Annotated in this window: 16 protein-coding genes; 3 read left to right on the top strand and 13 right to left on the bottom strand. The window is 41.6% G+C overall.

From position 1 onward, the window contains the following. The 6 genes from ciss_RS01460 to fadR all read right to left on the bottom strand — a co-directional run. Window positions 1-408: electron transfer flavoprotein subunit beta/FixA family protein (locus ciss_RS01460; protein WP_439951259.1), on the bottom strand; the 408-nt coding region annotated here is incomplete at its 3' end. A 13-nt stretch (window positions 409-421) separates the two neighbouring features. Further along, window positions 422-1,204, bottom strand: coding sequence for a short-chain-enoyl-CoA hydratase (locus ciss_RS01455; RefSeq protein WP_075864552.1), 783 nt, complete (start codon window positions 1,202-1,204; stop codon window positions 422-424). A gap of 19 nt (window positions 1,205-1,223) precedes the next feature. Further along, window positions 1,224-2,366 (bottom strand): acyl-CoA dehydrogenase, encoded by a 1,143-nt coding sequence (locus ciss_RS01450; protein ID WP_075864553.1) that lies wholly within the window; start codon window positions 2,364-2,366, stop codon window positions 1,224-1,226. Window positions 2,367-2,397: 31 nt separating this feature from the next. Continuing rightward, window positions 2,398-3,243, bottom strand: coding sequence for a 3-hydroxybutyryl-CoA dehydrogenase (locus ciss_RS01445; protein WP_201787758.1), 846 nt, complete (start codon window positions 3,241-3,243; stop codon window positions 2,398-2,400). A 16-nt stretch (window positions 3,244-3,259) separates the two neighbouring features. After that, window positions 3,260-4,441: an acetyl-CoA C-acetyltransferase gene (locus ciss_RS01440; RefSeq protein WP_075864550.1), complete on the bottom strand. Its 1,182-nt coding sequence runs from the start codon at window positions 4,439-4,441 to the stop codon at window positions 3,260-3,262. Between the two features lie 197 nt (window positions 4,442-4,638). Next, window positions 4,639-5,229: a fatty acid metabolism transcriptional regulator FadR gene (gene fadR, locus ciss_RS01435; protein ID WP_075864549.1), complete on the bottom strand. Its 591-nt coding sequence runs from the start codon at window positions 5,227-5,229 to the stop codon at window positions 4,639-4,641. Between the two features lie 150 nt (window positions 5,230-5,379). Between fadR and ciss_RS01430 the strand changes: the two genes are divergently transcribed. Genes ciss_RS01430 through ciss_RS01420 form a run of 3 tightly spaced genes read left to right on the top strand, consistent with a single transcriptional unit; the run spans window position 5,380 to window position 10,443 of the window. Beyond that, entirely contained in the window at window positions 5,380-5,922 is a 543-nt protein-coding gene (locus ciss_RS01430) for a TetR/AcrR family transcriptional regulator (protein WP_075864548.1), read from the top strand. Further along, complete coding sequence (locus tag ciss_RS01425) at window positions 5,919-9,257, top strand: efflux RND transporter permease subunit (protein ID WP_075864547.1); 3,339 nt, start codon at window positions 5,919-5,921, stop codon at window positions 9,255-9,257. The genes ciss_RS01430 and ciss_RS01425 overlap by 4 nt, the downstream gene beginning before the upstream one ends. Before the next feature lie 28 nt (window positions 9,258-9,285). After that, on the top strand, window positions 9,286-10,443 hold the full coding sequence (locus ciss_RS01420; protein ID WP_166503959.1) for an MFS transporter: 1,158 nt from the start codon (window positions 9,286-9,288) through the stop codon (window positions 10,441-10,443). Between the two features lie 49 nt (window positions 10,444-10,492). Here the strand turns inward: ciss_RS01420 and ciss_RS01415 are convergent, their stop codons facing one another. The 7 genes from ciss_RS01415 to ciss_RS01385 all read right to left on the bottom strand — a co-directional run bounded on the left by ciss_RS01415 (window position 10,493) and on the right by ciss_RS01385 (window position 21,502). Then, a complete protein-coding gene (locus ciss_RS01415) occupies window positions 10,493-12,238 on the bottom strand; it encodes an acyl-CoA dehydrogenase FadE (protein ID WP_235837219.1) in 1,746 nt (581 codons plus the stop codon). A gap of 22 nt (window positions 12,239-12,260) precedes the next feature. Next, the gene (locus ciss_RS01410; RefSeq protein WP_075864544.1) at window positions 12,261-13,433 is read right to left on the bottom strand and encodes a thiolase family protein; all 1,173 of its coding nucleotides are present in this window, start codon (window positions 13,431-13,433) and stop codon (window positions 12,261-12,263) included. A gap of 11 nt (window positions 13,434-13,444) precedes the next feature. Next, a complete protein-coding gene (locus ciss_RS01405) occupies window positions 13,445-15,865 on the bottom strand; it encodes a 3-hydroxyacyl-CoA dehydrogenase/enoyl-CoA hydratase family protein (protein ID WP_075864543.1) in 2,421 nt (806 codons plus the stop codon). Window positions 15,866-16,028: 163 nt separating this feature from the next. Further along, entirely contained in the window at window positions 16,029-16,496 is a 468-nt protein-coding gene (locus ciss_RS01400) for a hypothetical protein (protein WP_143298450.1), read from the bottom strand. A 60-nt stretch (window positions 16,497-16,556) separates the two neighbouring features. Beyond that, a complete protein-coding gene (locus ciss_RS01395; protein ID WP_075864541.1) occupies window positions 16,557-19,103 on the bottom strand; it encodes a cytochrome c3 family protein in 2,547 nt (848 codons plus the stop codon). Window positions 19,104-19,356: 253 nt separating this feature from the next. Next, window positions 19,357-20,832: a long-chain-fatty-acid--CoA ligase gene (locus ciss_RS01390; RefSeq protein WP_075864540.1), complete on the bottom strand. Its 1,476-nt coding sequence runs from the start codon at window positions 20,830-20,832 to the stop codon at window positions 19,357-19,359. A 19-nt stretch (window positions 20,833-20,851) separates the two neighbouring features. Next, the gene (locus tag ciss_RS01385; RefSeq protein ID WP_075864539.1) at window positions 20,852-21,502 is read right to left on the bottom strand and encodes a LysE family transporter; all 651 of its coding nucleotides are present in this window, start codon (window positions 21,500-21,502) and stop codon (window positions 20,852-20,854) included. Window positions 21,503-21,705: the final 203 nt, after the last annotated feature.

The following is a 21,705-nucleotide window of genomic DNA, read 5'->3' as shown; positions in this document are numbered from 1 at the left end:
TAAACCTAAAATCTCGGCTACCCGCACCCCCACCTGGGCGGAACTGTCGTCAATGGCCCGCCAGCCGGCTAAGATAAGGTCGTATTCCATTTGCTGCAGCACTTTCGCCAGTACTTCGGCGACCACGCTTTCATCTAACTGCAGGCCGTCGGTTTTGACCAGTACCGCCCGGTCGGCTCCCATGGCCAAGGCCTGCCGTAACGCTTCCTGGGCCCTATCACTCCCCGCCGATACTACCACTACTTCCCCCTGCCCAAGTTTTTCCTTGATCCTCAGGGCTTCTTCTACCGCAAATTCGTCGTAGGGGTTAATGATTAAGGTTACCCCGCTGTCGTCAATTTTCCCATCCTTTAGCACTATCTTGGCTTCGGTGTCAAAGGTTTGCTTTAAAAGGACTACTAATTTCACCTAATCTCCCTCCTTACTCTCCTTTAAATTCGGGTTTTCTTTTATTTAAGAAGGCATCCATGCCTTCTTTTTGATCACTGGTCGTAAAGCAGAGGGCAAACATCTCTGCTTCATACGCCAGTGCCCGTTCCAAGTCCATGTTTAAACCTTCATTTAAAGCAGCCTTGGAATAAAATACCGCCAGTTTTGCTTTAGCTGCTATTTTCTGAGCAATTTCTAAAGCTTTTGGCATCAGTTCTTCCGGTTCTACTACCCTATTAACCAATCCTATTCTCAGAGCTTCCTGCGCATCTATCATCTCACCGGTATAGAGTAGCTCGGCCGCCATACCTTTTCCTACCAGTCGTGGTAGTCTTTGGGTTCCACCAAACCCTGCAGTAACCCCTAATCCTACTTCCGGTTGCCCAAATTTTGCTTTAGTAGAAGCAATCCTGAAATCACAGGCCATTGCTATTTCACAACCACCACCAAGGGCAAACCCGTTGACTGCAGCGATAACCGGTTGCGGGATTCTTTCAAGTTTTGATAACACCTTTTGCCCAAGCTTAGCAAAATACCTGGCTTGCTGGGGAGTAAAATTCCTCATTTGCGAGATATCGGCTCCTGCTACAAAACTTTTTTCCCCCGCACCGGTTAAAATTACAACAGCAATGCTTTCATCTTTCGCTATAATATCCAGCAGTTGATCTAACTCTTCTAAAACTTCTGAATTTAAGGCATTTAATACCTGGGGGCGGTTTATGGTTATAATACCAACCCGGTCTTTCTTTTCAAACAAAATAGTTTTATATTCCATAACTTTCCCCCCTGTTCCCCTATTTTAAGAGGTGGCGAGCAATTACAATCCTTTGGATCTGATTGGTCCCCTCGTAAATCTGCGTGATTTTGGCATCCCTCATGTAGCGCTCGACGGGATACTCCTTGGTATAACCGTAACCGCCGAGCAGTTGTACGCAATCGGTAGTTACCCGCATAGCTGTGTCAGTAGCATATTTTTTGGCCATCGCCGCTTCTTTGCTGTGGGGTAAGCCATTATTTTTTAGCCAGGCTGCCCGGTAAACCAATAGCTTAGCTGCATCAATTTCTGTAGCCATATCCGCCACCATCCACTGAATCCCCTGGTTTGCGGCAATAGGCCGGCCGAACTGCTCCCGCTGTTTAATATAGTTTATAGTATAATCCAGGGCTCCCTCCGCAATACCTAACCCCTGAGCACCAATTGCAATCCGCCCCCCATCTAAAAGTTGCATGGCAACTTTAAAGCCTTCGCCAATTCTGCCGAGAACATTTTCTTTCGGGACTATCGCATTTTCAAAATACAGCTCGCAGGTAACCGAACCATTCAGTCCCATTTTTTCTACCGGTTTAGAAATGGTAAGTCCCGGCGTATTTTTTTCAACTATCAGACAGGTAATCCCTTCCGCCCCTCTGGTACCGGGGTCCGTTCTTGCAAAGGTAATAAAAACATCGGCATAGCTTCCATTGGTGATAAAAATTTTACTGCCATTTAAGACAAAGTGATCCCCCTTATCTACCGCTGAAAGCCTCAAGCTGGCCGCATCGGAACCGGAATTAGGCTCCGTTAACGCATAAGCTCCAAGCATTCTTCCTTGAGCCATGGGAACTAAGTATTTTTGTTTTTGCTCTTCGGTACCAAACATATAGATACTCATACATCCAAGGCCGATATGAACTGCTAAAATCACCGCTGTTGAGGCACAAACCTTGGCGATTTCTTCAATGAATAAAATATAAGAAAAATAATCAGCTCCCGCTCCTCCGTACTCTTCGGGAATGGGAATTCCCATTAAACCTAATTCCGCCAATTTCTCCAACGTTTCCTTGGGAAAACGATGCTCCCGGTCGGTCTTTTCCGCAATTGGTGCAATTTCCTTTTGGGCAAATTTTCGCACCATGTCAACAAACATTTGCTGTTCTTCCGAAAGCTGAAAATCCATACTTCCCCTCCCCCGGCTAACCTGCAAATAATTAAGTATAGCTGTAAAACCCTCTACCGGTTTTTCTTCCAAGCCATCCCGCTTTAACATATTGCCGGAGTAGCGGGCAAGGGCGGTATTTAGGGTCACCATACCCGTGATATAAAACTTCTAAAATAGCAAGAACCGTATCAAGTCCAATTAAGTCGGCAAGGGCCAAAGGACCCATGGGGTGATTCATACCAAGTTTCATAATGGTATCGATTCCCTCTGCCGATGCTACCCCTTCATAAAGGCACCAAATAGCTTCATTTATCATTACCTGCAAAACTCTATTGGACACAAATCCTGGAACATCTTTACATTCTACCGGTACTTTATCCATTTTGCGGCTAAGTTCCTCAATCACCTGATAAACCTCATCGGAGGTTTGCAAACCGCGAATTATTTCCACTAATTTCATTAAGGGTACGGGATTCATAAAATGCATCCCTATAACCCTTTCAGGACGCTTGGTTACCGCCGCTATCTCGGTAATAGGTAATGAAGAAGTGTTTGTTGCTAAAATCGCATGAGGCGGTGCAATTTGGTCCAGCTCAGCAAAGATTTTAGCCTTAACCTCCATTTTTTCCACAACAGCCTCAATTACCAAATCGCAATCGGCAGCATTTTTTAAGTTATCGGAAGGCTTAATTCTTTCTAAAATTTCGTTTTTTTCAGCCTCAGTTATTTTCCCTTTTTCAACAAACTTAGCAAGGCTCTTTTTTATCGTTTCTAACCCTTTATTAACAATATCAAGATTTAAATCATGTAATACCGTTTCAAAACCCGCTTGCGCCGCCACCTGAGCAATCCCGCTGCCCATTTGTCCGGCCCCAACAACCATAATTTTTTTAATTTCCATATTCTCCCCCCTACTCCACTTTAATCATCATAGCATCCCCTTGGGCTGCACCACTGCAAATGGCAGCTATACCTGTTCCTCCACCCCGACGTCTTAACTCATAAATTAAGGTCATTAAAATACGAGCCCCGCTGGCACCGATGGGATGACCAAAAGCTACAGCTCCACCGTTAACATTAACTTTTTCAAGGTTATATCCGGCAATTTTTTGACTGACCAAAACTACGGCCGCAAAAGCTTCATTAACTTCCAAAAGATCTATTTGTTCAATTTTCATACCTTTCTTATTTAAAAGCTTGTTAATCGCGTGTCCCGGTGCGGTTGCAATATATTTGGCATCCAGCGCTACTTCAGCATGGCCAAGATAAGTCGCCAGAGGTTTAATACCGAGTTCCTGGGCCTTTTCTCTACTCATTAAAACCAGCGCTCCAGCTCCATCATTTACACCGGGAGCATTACCGGCAGTAACAGTACCGTTAGCATCAAAAACTGGAGGCAGCTTAGCTAACGCTTCTAAGGTGGTATTAGGTCTTGGCTGTTCATCTTTATCAATTACAACCGGCTCCCCTTTTTTCTGGGGTATTTCCACTTTAACAATTTCATCATTTAAACGTCCTTTTTCCATCGCATCTTTTGCCCGCATCTGGCTGGTATAGGCCCATTCATCCTGAGCTTCCCGGGAAATACCGTATTCCTTGGCTACTTCCGAACCATGTACCGCCATATGCCGGTCATAAAAGGCGCACCAGAGACCGTCATGAACCATTAAATCTATTGCTTCAAAATTAAACATTCTCTGTCCCCAGCGGGCACTGGGCAAAATATACGGCGCATTACTCATGCTTTCCATTCCGCCTGCCACTGCCACATCAATTTCACCTAAAGCAATCATTTTTGCCGCCATCGCTACGGTGATTAAACCGCTGGCACATACTTTGTTTACCGTTACCGACGGAACTTCCCAGGGAAGACCTGCTTTTCTTGCCGCCTGCCGGGAAGGTATTTGCCCCGCTCCTCCCTGTAAAACCTGACCCATGTAAACATAGTCAAACATTTCAGGACTTACTCCGCTTCTCTCTACCGCTTCTTTGATGGCTATAGCACCCAAATCTACAGCTTTTAAAGGAGCAAGTCCTCCCCCAAACCGCCCGAAGGGTGTTCTGGCCGCACTTACAATAACTACTTCCCTCATTTTCTCCCCTCCTCAAACTCCCAATGATGAAAAATACAAAAAATTCCGTTTTTTCTCTTTCTGATTCACCACCCTTCTAAAAAGAATAAAGCAAATAACCCATATTATTTTAAATACGTAACTTAATATAAAATTCCTGCCGTTTCGACTAAATATTTTTAATTTTTAAAATTGTATGTGTATTCCCGCTTTACCTCTCATTCTGGCTTTACTAAGCCGTAACAAAAAAGCTCAAAAATATCGTTACTGAGTCTGGACAAACTATAACGACGGGACGATAATAACCAGGAAGAAACTGTTTCATCCAAAGTTCCAAAAATCATCCGCCGCATAACTTTTGTAGAAATATCTTTGCGAAAAATTCCCTGTTCTTTTCCTTCTTCTATTATACTTTCAATGATATCAAAATAATCCTTTAATAACTCCGATAATTTTTGGCGTAAATCCCTATCAGCCTGACGTAGTTCAATCTGAGTAACCTGGGCAAAATTGCGGTCCCTTTCCGAGTTCTCCAGGTGCATAGTTATAAGTTTTTTGAGTTTATCCATTGGAGTTTTAGCATTAGCTACCTCAAATTTTAAGTTAGAAATAAACTCTCCATACCTCTTTTGAAAAAGGGATAAGAGCAAATCCTGTTTATTTTTAAAATAAAGATAAATTGTGCCTTCTGCTACGTTAGCTTCCCGCGCTATTTTTGAAATTTGGGCTTTATGATAGCCAACTTCCCCGATGATTTTTGCAGCAGCATCTAAGATAGCTTCATATTTATCTATGCTCTTTTTGGCCATATTACCCTCCGTTTTTTCTTTAAATTATAACACAATAATTTAAAAAAGTGAATGAGTATTCATTCAGAATTTAAGATTTTTTTCTTGACTTTTAAAAATTTTACCTCTAAAATTTGTGATGAACGTTTGTTCATTAAGGGGTGTTAGAACATGCGGACAAAAATCATAGAAGCTTTTGAATCTTTACTCCAAGAAAAAGATTTTGCTTCAATTGACATGCGTAGCATTGCTGCAAAAGCTGGTATTGCTGTTGGTACTATTTATAACTATTTTCCAAATAAAGATAGTTTAGTTAAAGAAATTATCACCATTAAATGGGAATCATTTAAGGAAAGTTTAAAAAATGTTGAAAAAATTAACGCTCCTCCGGAAGAAAAATTAGCCCATTTAATCTTTGAATTAGCAACCTTTCTTCTCCACCACCGGGGAATTTGGCAGGGACTTTTTCTGGAGGAAAAAGAAAAAGACCTAAAACATTGGCAAACCTTAGCAAAAACCCATAATAGCATAGCAATTGAGGAAATCTCTAAGTTTCTGGCCAAATCCCTTTTTCCTCTCACCTGCAGTCTCGATGATGCCGCCAGGATGATTTGGGGGATTACAGCTGCTTTTGCCAGTAAAAATATAGATCTCGAAAAAACAAAACTATTGGCAAACTACTTATTAAAAGGAATTGGAGGAAGAGAGTCATGATTCGTTCCTTAATTACTTATGCTGTAAAAAATCCTACCGTTATAATATTAGCCTCAATTTTATTGTTAATAGGAGGAATTTATACTACGTATAACTTAGAGTTAGAAATTATGCCTGATATTTCAATTCCAATTGTAACCGTAGTTACTGTTTATCCTGGGGCTGCTGCTGAAGAAGTTTTAGAGAAAGTAACCAAACCGTTAGAACGGGAACTCAAAGGACTTAAAGGCTTAAAAAATTTAAACTCGACCTCAGCTGAAAATATTTCTGTTATAAGTTTAGAATTTGACTTCAACCAGGATATGAAAGAAGTTGAAAGAACTGTTAATGATAAAATCAATAATGTTACTCTTCCCGAAAATGCCCAAAAGCCAAAAGTTAGCAGGATTAGCTTTAAATCAATTCCCGTTTTAAAATACAGTGTTTCTGGAAATCGGTCAGAAGCTGAAATAGAAAAAATTTTAAAAGAAAAAGTAATCGATGAACTAACGGGAATGCCGGGAGTTGGTGAAGTACAGTTAGCAGGAGAAATTGACAATGTTTATTTTGTCAAGGTAGATCCAGAAAAATTAAAGCAATATAATTTAACCTTTAACCAGATTAAACAATTATTAGCAGCAAATAACCTTTCTTTCCCCGGCGGTTCCACTGACATTACCGGTTATACTCTCCCGGTAAGAACAACTTACCGGATAAAATCCTTAGAAGACTTAAAGAACTTGCCTATTTTTGTTACAGAAATGCCCAAAATGGAGATTAAAGCTCCCGGCAAAGTTTCCATGCCAAAAATTGTTGGGACAAATCCCCTACCTCAAAGGTCTGCCCCAGCGGTTAGTCAGTTCCCAAGTACACCAGGAGCAGTTTATCCACCAGGAGTACCAAATATAACTTACGGTGGCGAAGATTTCAGGTTAAACCTTTTACAAAAACAAATTGAAGGCCTGTCTCTCGGCTTATCCATGCAGCAGCAAATGTTATTGGGGCTTTTTAACATGCAAACTACATTTATGGAAAACCTGGGGAAAGCTTTTGCTTCCAGTAAACCTGCTATAAAAATTATCCACCTCAAAGACATTGCTAAAGTTTATCAAGGGTATTCCGAAAAGACCATTATTTCCAGGACCAATGGAAAAACTGCCTTAGGGTTAGATATCTTAAAAGATGCTGATGCCAATACAGTAATGGTAGTCGAAAATGTGAAAAAGAAACTTTCCGAACTACAAAAAGACTTACCACCCGATATCAAATTTACGTTATTACGCGATCAGTCAGTAGAGATTATTAAATCAATTAAAGGGATGGTCCGCGAAGGAATTTTAGGAGCAATCTTTGCTGCCTTGGTAATTTTATTATTCTTAAAAAACGGTAGAGCCACATTAGTAGCAGCAGTATCAATCCCCTTATCAGTCTTAATTGGCCTTTTAGTAATTTCCAAGTATGGTATTACTTTAAATTCCATGACTTTAGGAGGACTGGCAGTTGCTGTAGGCCGGGTGGTCGATGACAGCATTGTCGTTATCGAAAATATTTACCGCCACCTGCAAAAAGGTAAAAAAGATAATATAGATGAGTTAGTTATTGGCGCTACTGCCGAAGTAGGTTCAGCAATAACCGCTTCCACCCTGACTACCGCTGCAGTCTTTTTGCCATTAGGAATGGTTTCAGGAATTATCGGAAAAATATTTCTACCCTTTGCCCTAACCGTTGTTTTTGCCTTGCTGGCTTCCCTTTTAGTTGCTTTAACAATCGTGCCGATCCTGGCAAAAGTATTTTTTGCTCGCGGTCAAATAAAAGTGGAGCAGGAAGGATTTTTAACCCGAAACTACAAAAAGGTGTTAGTATATAGTTTAAACCACAAAGGTCTTGTCCTTGTTTTTGCTTTTATAATTTTTGCTTTGAGCTTACTTTTGGTACCCAAAATTGGTGCTACCTTCTTGCCTTCAATGTTAGAAAAAGCAGTTTTAATTAAGTACGAAACCCCTGCCGGTACGAGCTTAGAAGCCATGGATGAAAGAGTAAAAAAGATTGAAAAGGTATTAACTCAAATTAAAGACTTAGAAATTTACAGTGTCACCATTGGTTCAGTTCCCGGTAAAGTAAACAACCGTGGAAAAGTTGAAGGAAGCAATGTTGCAAACTTTTATTTAAAACTAAGAGATTCTGCCGATGTCGATAAAGTAAGTAACCAGCTACGGACAGAGCTAAAAAAATTAACTTTAGACGGAACGATTAACGTTGTAAACTACAATATGATGGGCGGCGGTAATGAACAAATTGAAGTAGTAATCACTGGCAAGAACTATCAAAACATCAAAAAAGCAGCCCAAATTATTACCCAAAAACTAAGCCAATTAGATGGTCTTGCTAATGTGCAAAACAATCTTTTAACTTCGCAACCCGAAATCGTGGTAGAAGTTAATCCTGAAAAAGCAGCTACTTATGGTCTTACTACCATGCAAGTAGCCTTAACAGTTAAGGATATGCTCTCTCCAGCTAAAGTAACTACAGTAACTATCGGTGATAAAAGCTATGACGTTTTAGCAAGCCTCGATACCAAAAATTTAAAAAACTTAAGCGATTTAGAAAAAATTAAAATTGACAGCATGCAATGTCAGGTAGAACTTGGTATAATTGCCAAAATTACTGAAAAAGAAAGCCCTGTTTCCATTTTACGGCGGAATCAAGCAGAATTTGCCTTAATCTCGGGAGATATAATCATTAAAGACTCTGCCAAACTTTCCAAACAAGTCAAAGAAATAATTGCTTCAAGTAACCTGCCTTCCGATGTAGTTGTAACCATGGCCGGAACTACTCAACAAATGAATGAAGGGTTTGCTCAAATGGGTATGGCCACCTTATCGGCAATTTTATTAGTCTATATCGTTATGGTTGCAACCTTTGGTGAAGCCAAGGCACCCTTTACCATTCTTTTCTCGCTGCCTTTAGCGGTAATTGGTTCGTTATTACTGCTTTATCTAACCAAAACTCCAATCAGCATGTCTGCGCTAATTGGCTTTTTAATGTTAGTAGGTATTGTGGTAACCAATGCTATCGTTTTAATTGACCGTGTACAGCAATTAAGACAAAAAGGCCTGTCCATTCAATTAGCCTTAATAGAAGCAGGCTCAACCCGGTTGCGTCCAATCTTAATGACTGCCTTTGCTACAATTTTTGCCTTACTGCCGTTAGCTTTAGGTTTATCCGAAGGGGCCTTAATTTCCCAATCTCTTGCTATCGTGGTCATCGGTGGACTTACCACTTCAACTTTACTAACTTTAGTGGTAGTTCCAGTGGTTTATTCTTTGCTTTTTAAAGATAAAACAACAACTCTTTAAAAGATTCTGTTAAATGCGGGGTGTAATCTTGAAAAACAAGGAATTAATACTTCTGATAGCTTCCATGGCAATCATTATGGTAGGATTTGGGGTGGTAATCCCCATCCTACCTTATTATGTTAAACACTTTCAAGCTACTTCCCTCCACATGGGACTTCTAATGTCGGTATACGCCATCATGCAGTTTATCTTTTCCCCCCTTTGGGGTCGGATTTCCGATCAAAAAGGTCGTAAGCCAATTTTTCTTGTAGGAATTGCCGGCTTTATTATTTCTTTTATCCTCTTTGGACTTGCTCAATCCCTCTGGATGCTTTTTGCCGCCAGAATTATTGGTGGAGTTTTAAGTTCAGCAACCATGGTTACAGCGATGGCTTATATTGCCGACACCACTACTGAAGACGAAAGAGCTAAAAGCATGGGACTCATGGAAGCTGCTATGGGAATAGGCATGATTTTAGGCCCAATGCTTGGGGGGTTCCTTTCGGAATTTGGTCTGCCGGTACCTTTTTTCTTTGCCGCTGGAATGGCTTTTATCACCTTTATCTTTAGCAGCTTATTTTTAAAAGAGCCGGTTAACCATAAATCCACTCACCGGGATTCAACGTCCTTTAGCAATGCTTTCTCTATAGGCTGGGTCTTTTATTTACTGGCTTTCTTAGCAAACTTTGCTATTGCCAGTCACGAAGCCACCATCGCCTTTTACGGCAGTGACACCAGCGGTCTTAATCATACCCAAATGGGTCTACTTTTTACGATTATGGGAATAGCCGGTACAATTAGCCAGGGAATTCTCGTTAATCGTTTTATTAAGGCTGTAGGGGAAGCAGCTACCTTGGCTACCGGTTTAATAATTTCAGCTTTAGCTATAGCCGTTATTCCCTTTTCCCATGGGTTTGGCTTAATTGCTTTATTCTCAAGCCTTTTTTATATCGGGACATCTCTGGCTACCCCCTGTATCAATTCCCTTCTTTCGCGCCAAACCAAGAAAGGATACGGTTCAGTAATGGGTTTACTAAACTCGGCAGGAAGTTTAGGTCGGATTATTGGCCCAACATCCGGCGGTGCTCTTTACCACTATGTTGGCGCAGCCTTCCCCTTTTGGACCGCAAGTTTACTCTTTCTTTTTGCCTCTCTCCTCTGGCTAAAAAAAATGGGTACTTACCAGACAACGGTAAGTACCCGGTAAATTGCGGGAGTTAACGCTCCCGCTTTTTTATGGGAGAGGAGAAAATAAGCTATGCTTTATAACCAAGATTATCAATGATAACATCTGCAACTTCGCGGGTTAATTTAACTGTATTAACCGGCGGAAGTTTAGCATACTTTTTAACCACTGCCAGATAAGTTCTTTGCTCATCCCCTTCGGAAACATAAGCTAAAAGGTCTTTAGCAATTCTTTCGATTTTGGCAAAACTTTCAGCCACAAAAATCTTAACATATTTTTCCTGCAATTCCGAGCCAGTCTTTACAGCTCTTAAATAAGAGCTTTCCATGGCATAAATTTCAATGGCCATATCCGCTATCATTCCCAGGACTTCCTGCTCTTGTTCAATTTTCTCCTTAAATTTCTGAACTGCCAAGCCTGCAGCCATTAAAGCTAATTTCTTGGCACGGCTAATGGCTTCTTTTTCCCGGTTAAGCCCAGAAATATCTTCCACCGGGGGAAGAGGTGCCACAATCTCACCCATTAACTTCTGGACAGCAGCCAGAAGCGGAAGTTGACCCTTTTGAGCTTTCCGCAGTAACTGGGCAGGTATAATTAGACGGTTAATCTCATTGGTACCTTCAAAAATCCGGTTAATTCTCGCATCACGGTACATTCTTTCCGCCGGATATTCCTGAGTATAGCCATAACCACCAAAAATTTGTACAGTTTCATCAACTACAAAGTCCAAAGCTTCAGAAGCAAATACTTTGTTTATCGAATATTCAATGGCATATTCTTCAATGCCTTTTGCAATTTCGGCCCCGGTTTTACCTTTAACATCACCTAAAATCTTATCCATCATTCCGGCAGTGCGATAAACCATACTTTCGGCAGCAAAAGCGTAAGCTGCCATTCTGCCGATTTTGTTCTTAATTAAGCCAAAGTTGGCGATCGGTTGACCAAACTGGCTTCTTTCGGTAGCATACTTAACAGCAGTATTTAAGGCTAATTTGCAGGAACCAGCACATCCAGCACCAAGCTTAAACCGCCCGATATTTAAAATGTTAAAGGCGATTACATGCCCTTTGCCCACTTCGCCCAAAACATTTTCCACCGGAACTTTGACATCTTCTAAAATAACCTGCCGGGTAGAAGACCCTTTAATACCCATCTTCTTTTCTTCCGGACCGAAAGATACTCCGGGGAAATCCCTTTCGACAATAAAGGCAGTAAACTTATCTCCATCTACTTTAGCATAGACGATAAACACATCGGCAAAGCCCGCATTGGTAATAAACTGCTTGGTACCGTTTAAAATGTAATATTTTCCATCTTCGCTTAAAACAGCTTTTGTTTTTGCTGCCAGAGCATCGGAACCGGAGCCCGGCTCAGTTAAACAATAGGCAGCAATTTTCTCACCGCTGGCAAGTCCGGGTAAATACTTTTTCTTTTGTTCCTCAGTACCAAAATATACAATCGGTAAAGTACCTATACCGGTATGAGCACCATGCGCTGTGGCAAAACTACCCTGGCCAGAAACATTTTCGGTCACAATAACTGTACTTACTTTATCCAGCTCCATACCACCATACGCTTCGGGAATATCAACCGACAAAAGTCCCAATTCTCCGGCTTTCCGCATTAATTCGGGTACTACACCTTCAACCTGGTTTTCTATTTCCTCACTTTTTGGGACCACTTCATTGGTTATAAAATCCTTTACCATTTTCGCCATCATGCGGTGCTCTTCGGTAAAATCTTCCGGCGTAAAAATCGATTGCGGCTCAACATCTTTAATTAAAAATTCTCCGCCCCTTAAAAGCTCTGACATCATAAACCCCTCCAGTCTATATTAATTAAATTAATTCAAAGACGCCAGCAGCGCCCATTCCGCCACCGATACACATTGAAACAACACCGTATTTTGCTTTCCGGCGCTGCATTTCGGAAAGCAAAGTTGCAGTAAGTTTAGCACCGGTGCACCCCAGCGGGTGTCCAAGAGCAATAGCTCCACCATTGGGGTTAACTTTGGCCGGATCAATGCCCAGCGTTTTGATTACCGCTAAAGCTTGAGCGGCAAACGCTTCATTTAATTCAAATACGTCTACCTGATCTAAGGTAATTCCGGCTAATTTTAAAGCTTTTGGAATAGCCACTACTGGACCAATTCCCATAATTTCCGGCTCCACTCCGCCCACCGCAAAGGAGCGAAAGACAGCAATCGGTTTTAAGCCAAGTTCTTCGGCTTTTTCCGCCGACATTAATAAGGCTGCAGCTGCGCCATCACTGGTTTGGGATGAGTTCCCAGCTGTCACTGTGCCTCCCTGCCGAAAAACCGGCTTTAACCGGGCCAGAGCCTCAATAGTTGTATCAAAGCGCGGTCCTTCATCTATTTCAAAAATTTCCGTTTTTTCAATTACCTTTTTCCCGTCAAAAATTTTTTCAACTACCGGCACCGGAACTATTTCATCTTTAAATTTACCGCCTAAAATTGCTTCTTTTGCCTTCATGTGGCTTTTATAAGCAAACTCGTCCTGCTCTTCCCGGGAAATATTGTAGCGAGTAGCCACATTTTCCGCTGTAAGACCCATACTGAGGTAAGCATCGGGCATTACATTCATTAATTCCGGGTTAGGCAGGAGGTCATTTCCGCCCATCGGCACCATACTCATGCTTTCGATACCGCCAGCTACCACCACCTCGCTCATTCCGGTCATAATTTTCATTGCTGCATCGGCAATGGCATTTAAACCGGAAGAGCAAAAACGGTTAACCGTAACACCTGGAACGGAGTAGGGCAAACCAGCTCTTAAAGCAACTACCCGTCCTAAATTCATCCCCTGTTCCGCTTCGGGAAAAGCACAACCAATGATAACATCTTCAATTATTTCCGGATTAATTCCCGTCTGATTAATAATTTCCTTTATAACCAGCGCTCCCAAGTCCTCCGGGCGAGTATTTCTTAATTTCCCCCGGGGAGCCTTTCCTACCGGAGTTCTTAAAGCTTTTACAATTACCGCTTCACGCATAGCTTCACCTCCTAATTTCTGAGCGGTTTATTCTTAAGAAGCATGTGGCGAATCCTTTCCTGAGTCTTCCGTTCGCCAGCTAAACTCAAAAATGCTTCACGTTCTAAATCAAGGAGATACTGTTCGGTCACATAGGTTCCCGGATGGACATTACCACCGGTTAAAACATAGGCAATCTTCTTGGCAATATGAGCATCGTATTCACTTATGAAATTACCTTCTTTCATGTTGTGAATTACCGAAGCTAAAGCCGCATAACCGGAGGTTCCTAACACTTTTACGGGTTTGGGAACCGGAGGTCGATAACCCATTCTTGACATGTGAAGTACCCGTTCTTTGGCATCATGAATAAGATAATCCCGATTCATGGTAACACCATCACAAGGTCTCAAGAATCCAAGTTTCTTAGCTTCCTGGCCGCTGGTAGATACGCGAGCGGTTGCCGCTAATTCAAAAGCTCTAAAGATAAACGGCTTGTAATCCACCGCTCCGGCAACTCTCCAACCACTGGTATCGTTAGCATATTCGCTCATCCGGTATACCAGCTCTTTTAAGCCACCGCCAGCAGGTACCAGACCTACTCCTACTTCAACTAACCCCATATAAGTTTCGGCTGCTGCTTGAATGCCATCGGAAGCCAAACAAAGTTCGCATCCTCCGCCAAGGGTCATGCCAAAGGGTGCTGCTACCACCGGCTTATCGCAGTACTTCAACGTTAACAAACTGTCCTGGAAGGTCTTTACCATGTAATCTAATTCATCCCAATCTTCATCTTCAATGGTCATGAGAATTAAAGCCAGGTTAGCACCCACGGAAAAGTTTTTGCCGTCATTGCCAATTACCAGACCCCGCCAGTTCCTGCTGACTTCTTCCGTAGCCCTTCTAATCATTGAAAGTACATCATCACCAATAGAGTTGCTCTTGGAATGGAATTCTAAGAGAGCCACATCATCCCCAATATCAATTAACGATGCACCCTGATTTTCAAAAATAACTTTATTTTGGGCTTTTAAATCTTTGATAACGTAAAACTCTTTAGGAAGCACGATTGGCTTGTAATCTTCGGTAGCAAGATCAAAGTAGTAAGTCACACCATTCTCATATTTGTAAAAACTCTTATACCCTTTGGCTAAAAGCTTTTCCACAATTGGCGGAATTACTTCTCCTTCTTCCCGCATCCGGGCAACAGTTTTTTCTACCCCGATGGCATCCCAGGTTTCAAAAGGTCCTAACTGCCAGTTAAAGCCCCAGCGCATAGCCCGGTCGATGTTAACGATATCATCGGCAATCTCGGGAATCTTAGAAGCAGCATACAGCAAAGTTTTTTTCATTATTCTCCAGACCAGAGCAGCTCCTTCATCTTTTCCAGAAATTAAGGTCTGCAGTTTGGCTTTTAACCCTTCCGCAGCTTTAGCCGCTTCTAACGATGGATAATTAACTTTTTCCTGGGGCTTATATTGAAGGGTTTTAACATCCAGGCTTAAGATTTCTTTACCTGCATCCGTCTTTACTTTTTTGTAAAAACCAGCACCGGTCTTATCGCCTAAAAGTTTATTAGCAACCATTTTTTCTAAGAATTCCGGCACCCGGAAAAATTCTTTTTCAGCAGGGTCACTTATGTTATCATAAACGTTTTTTGCTACATGAACTAATGTATCAAGACCAACCAGGTCAGCGGTACGGAAAGTGGCACTATTTGGCCGACCGAGGACAGGACCGGTTAAAGCGTCTACAGCTTCCACGGTATAGCCTTCTTCTAAAGCTTTCATTGTTTCTAATATCCCGTAAACCCCGATACGGTTACCAATAAAGTTGGGCGTATCTTTGGCAAAAACAATGCCTTTACCCAGTACCCTTTCTCCAAACTTTGCCATGAAATCCACTATTTCTGGCTTGGTATCATTCCCCGGGATAATTTCTAATAGCTTCATATAACGGGGTGGGTTAAAGAAGTGCGTTCCCAGGAAACGCTCCCGGAACTCCTTGGGCATGTGTTCAACCATTTTGTTAACAGAAATTCCGGAAGTATTGGTACTGATAATTGCTGTCGGTTTAAGATAGGGCGCAATCTTGGTAAATAAATTTTTCTTAATCTCAAGGTTTTCTACCACAACCTCAACTACCCAATCACAATCCTGTAACAGGTGTAAATCATCTTCTAAATTTCCAATAGTAATTAAATCAGCATTTTCCGGTACGGCAAAAGCGGCCGGGGATGCTTTTTTCGCCGCTTCCAATCCCCCTCTGACAATACGGTAACGAACCTCAGGACTTTCTAAAGTAAGTCCCTTTTTCTCCTCTTCGGGGGTTAAACTAAACGGCACAATATCCAGCAAAACCACCGGGATACCGGCATTGGTCAAAAGAGCTGCAATGCCGCTTCCCATGATGCCAGAACCAATAACCCCCACTTTGTTAATCTTGTACACCATCATCCCTCCTTGAATTAAAATCTGAATGAATACTCATTCATTATTACCGGTAAAAAAGAAAACCTTCCTACTTAGTTATTATATTCTTAATTGCCATAAAATTCAATATATTGTCCTAAAATTTTGATAATTTATTTCAAAGTAAGCTACTTTCAGCCTCTTATTATTCTAACTCAAGTATTTGGGAATCATAAGGTCCCATGGACGCAACAACAAAGCGGTCGTTAAATTTAGTAACCAAGATTATGTATTTATCATTTTTTTCGTTTGTATTTTCAAGTAAAAAATAAACCCTTTTTGAATCACCTTGAAGCTCAGATACATTAAAATCCTTTCCACCACCAAAATTCAAATAATTACTTGCCATAGGGTTACCGGTAGAGTCGGTAACCGGTAAATATTTGTGTACCTTTTTTATATCGTTACTTTTTAATGCTTTGGCAAAAGCTTTTGCCAGTTCTTCCGGGGTTTGGGGATAAGAATTAAATATAGTTTTGATTTTCTTGGAGATATTATCAATAAAATTATTGTTGATGATTTTATCCAAAGGGGTATTTTCTAATAAACTACACCCACTTAAAGAAAAAAGGATAAACACTAATATTATTACTGCTCCAGAACGATACATCATGTTCACTCCCCAGACAGTTTAAGAACAGGGTCGGGTTTTACCCGACCCTGCAAATTATGCTTACGGCAACAAGTTGTTAGTTGCAGCATAAGTTGCTTCGTTAGTAGTACCCATATCATCAAAGAGGTGATATGCGGTAGAGTAGTAGCCAAGGAATTTCTCTGTATCTTCTCTGGTGAATACCGGAATATTACCGGTTGCCACACCTGCATCATGACAGCTCATGCAAAGAGACTTAACCGGCAACTTAAGTTGATACTCGTACTTATCGCTGTGCGGATCGTGACAGACCATGCAGTCCATCTGGCCATTGACAAAGTGCTTGGACTTGTAGTAGAAGCCCTGGTGAGTATTGCTATTATGGCAGCTACCGCAGGACTGAGCCTTGGTCGGTAAGCTAATACCGGTTAAAGCATTAGCCTTGGTTTGATAAGGCAAACCAACTCTTACAGCATAATTATACTGCTTCCAGCCAGTGATATTCTTGCTGCTGGGGGCTGCAACGTGAAAGCTTCCGGGACCATGGCAGGCTTCACACTTAATTTGTAATTCTACAACACCCGTGTTGTCGGATGCGGTAACAACGCCACCATTGGTAAGAAGTTGACGTAATGTAGCCTTGGTACCTGTACCAGTATTATAGATAAAGTCTTTTACGCCCGCTGGTTTTTGGATATAAGGAATACCAACATTGGTAATTTGCTGGGCAACATCTGTGGTTAAAGGAGTTGCCTTTTCAAAGTTATAGTTGTTTACAGAGTGGCAGTTGATGCAGGTAAGTGCTCCACTCTTAGAGACCAGTTCGTACTTACCAGTTGCTTCATTATATTCAAGTTCAGCTTTCCGTTGGTATGCACTCCCATCCCAAACCGCAACATAAGCTGCTTCGTCCGGTTTACCCCAGAGTACAACATCATAGGTTGATGTCTTTCCATTAATCGCATCCCAAATATAAACAAACGGAGCAGTGGTTTTTAAAGCCGGGTTATCGTTAAACACACTTAATAAAGCAACCGAACCCTTATATGCTCGCTCCGATGGAGCAGTATTCTTGTCAATGTTGTAGTAGGTTGCCATATTATTGTGGTAGGTTTCTTTAATACCTTCAGCATAAGAAGCGTGACATTCAACACACTTCGCCGAACCTACGAACTTGGCATTAGCTTGTGAAGTACCATCACTTACGTTAGCAGTTGGAGATACAGCATTAGATTCGCCTGCGTTGGCAGCATAACCTTCGTTAGCAGGACCTTTCCGGTGGCAGGTTTCACAGGTTCCCATGTTGGGTGCCCGCTTTAACGCTGAAGAACCGGCAATCTCATCAACTACCTGACCGGACCAGTAATCATTGGTTAGTGTTCTTGTCCAGAAATCTTTGGATGTACCGTGAGCATAATGACAGGTGAGACAGGTCATAACATCGCCGTCACTCCGCTTTTCGTAGACCATGTTGGTTAAAGGTAAGAAGGCTTTAAACTCGTCAACCTTAAAGCCAACCTGGTGCCGGTATGCTTCTGTATACTGACCGGTTAACTTATCCGAAGAACCGGTACTGGTAGCTATATTTCCGGTATCGGTGTTGTAATCGGTGTGACAGGCACCGCAAAATTGATTGATTCCGTAGGTATGCTGGACGAACTCGCTGGATTTCAGGTAGTCTTTTACTTCCATTTTGACCTTCAAAGCAGGATAGAAGTAAGCATACACCACTGTCACGCTGCCATTTCCCTGGAGTAATTTAATTTTGGTTTCACCGCTGTTACCATCTAAAAGGTAGTCTACCCCTTCAGTCTTTAGCTGTCCATCTACCCAAACCTGAGTACCTTTGTTATATGGATAGCTTCTGACCCACTGGAATTTTTGGTCGTTTTCATAATAACCTGTTACTTCATTATAAGTATACTCTACATTGGACTTATAATTGAGATAGCTGTAAGCATTAACGTTGGGGTTTAAGATCCGGGCATTACCACCTAAGCCGTGGGGGCTGTGGCAGGATTCGCAACCAAAGGTAATGTCCCAGGCAGTTGCATTAGCTTTGTCGGGAGTATTGTTGGTTTCATAATTACCGGTGGAGTTCCCACCTGGAGCGGCAAAAATTTGGACAGAACCAACCACATTGTGACGAGATAGCGAAGTTTCAGCACCGGTACCAAACATACCACCAAAGGCAGCTTTCCCTGTGCTGGCAATGTAACCTTCTTCCACGTTATAAGTAGTTCCAATGGTACCGTCATGGCAGGCCATGCAGGTATCATAAACAGTTCCCCACTGTAATAAGGTTTGGCCTACTGCGGTGTGGGTAGCATGGCAGGCTGCACACGCATCGGTATTTTTGGAGTAGTTGCTGTGGATGCGGTAATTGGCAGGATTTTGTTCATTGGGAAGGTAAATTTCATATGGATAATAAGTCGTACCATCAGCATTAAATTTGGCTGGTGAATTATTGTACCCATAAACTGTTTTACTTGTAGGTGTAGGTATATAACTTCCTGGGCCATAAACATCTTTATCGGTGGTTGGCACCAGCACCTGAGCGGCATAGGCCGTGGCGTTAAAGATAATTAGCATTAATACCGCCAGAAGGAAAACAAGCCCTTTTCTCATGGTAAACCTCCTTTTTTATTGTTACCCCAAGAAACCCGCTTCCCGACCTCTTCTCCCCCCTTCCCGGAAGTGGATTGGGTTTTTGGGGCGGTATGCACCTCCTTGTGTAACTTTTCTCTTTTTTAACTCCAGTAATATATTTACGCTAATTGTAAAATTTTTCCTTCTTTTTTTAAAAAAATTTTTAGTAAAACTATATATAAAAAAACAACAAATCCCCTCACATCCACTGACATGAGGGGACAAAAGTAAATTAATTTCTAATATTTTCGCCACGCAGTAACTTTTTCATTATTTTTCCGGTAGCATTTTTCGGAAGCTCCGGCAAAACCTCTACATAACGCGGAATTTTATAAGCGGCAAGTTTATCCTTTAAAAACTCCGCAAGCTCTTTACGCGTCAGGCTGTTATATCCTTCTTTTAAAGTCACAAAAGCCTTTACCGTTTCTCCCCTCACCCCATCCGGAACTCCTACCACCGCTACTTCCCGCACCGCCGGGTGATCTAAAATAGCTCTTTCTACTTCGGTAGGGTACACGTTAAAGCCGCTTACGATAATTAAATCTTTTTTCCGGTCCACAATATAATAATAACCATTTTCATCTTTATAACCCAAGTCCCCGGTCAACAACCCGCCGTTAACCAGGGTTTTAGCTGTTTCCTCGGGCTTATTGTAATAACCTTTCATGACATTTTTCCCAAAAACCATTAACTCTCCCACTTTGCCGGGCGGAAGTTCATTTAAATTTTCATCTACTATTTTTACCTCCATCCCGGGAAGCACCTTCCCAATGGAGCCAGGTATTCTCGGTCCCCGCCTGGGATTTAAGGTTACAATTGGTGACGCTTCGGTTAACCCGTAACCCTCCACAAAGGGAATCCCGAACTTTTCTTCAAACGCATGAAAATACTGGGGAGGCAGGGATGAGCCGCCGGAAACTGCTAAGTGGACAGTTTTAAAAGTTTCTTTTGGTAAATATTCTAAAACAAAAACAAACATCGAGGGTACGCCTAAAAAAATAGTCACTTCTTCCTCAACCAAAATCTTCCCTATCTCCCTGGGATTAAAACCATCCTCAATGGTACAGGTAGCCCCGGTATATAGGGGTGCCAGTAAACAGGCGGTCCAAGCAAAAGAATGGAATAAAGGCAGTACTGCCAAGTAGTTATCGTTTTCATCAACTTCCGCAAAGCGGGTAACCGAGTCGGTATCAAAAATTAAATTTTCATGGGTAAGCATGGCACCCTTGGGAAAGCCGGTTGTGCCGGAAGTATACAGAATGGTACAAACATCATTATATGTCGGTTCAATAAACTTTGCCTCCAGGTTGATTATTTCCGAAGTCAAAGTTTCATTTAACACTACAACCATTTCCTCCGGTAACGGAAAACGTTCCTTTAATGAAAGCCAGATTTTTTCCTGAATTGCTACAAAACGGGCCTGAGCATCACCAAAAATATATCTAATTTCTTCCGGTGCTAAACCCATGTTTACCGGTATGACAATACCCCCAGCTTTAACTACACCAAAATAAGTATAGACAAATTCCGGAGAATTACCGGAAACTAACAGAACTTTTTCTCCAGGTTTTAATCCTTTTTGCTGCCAAAAAACTGCATACTTTTCAACAATTTTCGCCAATTCCCGATAGGTTACCTTTCTTCCCCGATAACTTATGGCTGGATGCTCAGGACGATAATTGTTTTTAAAAATTTCGTGTAAAAGCATTTTTTTGCCTCCTCAGGATCTACATTATTTTGAAACGTGTTATCCCATCACCAATAAATTTTGCTCCCAAAACAACTAAAAAAATCCCGCAAATAAATATTATTAAAAGATAAACCGTTTGTTTTAGATGTCTTCGACCGCGGGCAATTATGTAAGAAATAAAACCATACCAGCTAAAATCCGCAAGCAAGTGACCAAGTAAAAAAGCACCTACTCCAAAAACTCCAACAATCAGGGAGTTGGTTAAATAGCTCAAACCAATTGTCGCCCACCAGAGGGACCAGTAGGGATTAGCCAAAGAAACCAGAGCCCCATTAAGCATTAACCGACCCGGCTTTTGGGGTATTGATGCACTTCCAGTTAAATCAAGGGAAATTTTTTTACTTGCGGCATCTTTAGCCATAGTAAAACCAAAATATATAAGCATTACTCCACCCAGTAGCCCAATAGTTCCGGAGACGTACGAATTTGTAAGAATCTTTCCTAAACCCAAAAGTATTACCACCACAAGCGCCGTCTCTAACAGCGCATGTCCCAGGATTAAGAGCGGGCCCGCCCAAAATCCCCGCCGTAAACTCTCGTTGATATTTATCGTTAAAAGCGGACCAGGCATCATAGCCCCGGACAAGCCAACAATAAATGCTGTAACAAATAGTCCAAATATTTCCACCTCTTTTCCCCCTATCTCTCAACTCCAATCTATATTTTATATCTTATAAAAAACAGAGTTTTTCCGTCAAATTATTTTTAAAAAAATGCTTTTTGCTTTGTAAGCTTTTTTTGCTTTTAAGTCATTAACCAGGCACTCTCAATAGAGTAATTTTACCGTTTTATATTGAATAATCTTTTAATGAGTATAATTTTCTCCCTAAA

Source organism: Carboxydothermus islandicus, assembly GCF_001950325.1.
Taxonomy (GTDB): Bacteria; Bacillota; Z-2901; order Carboxydothermales; family Carboxydothermaceae; genus Carboxydothermus; species Carboxydothermus islandicus.
The sequence above is the reverse complement of the archived record's forward strand: the minus strand, read 5'-3'. Positions and strand labels throughout refer to the sequence as shown.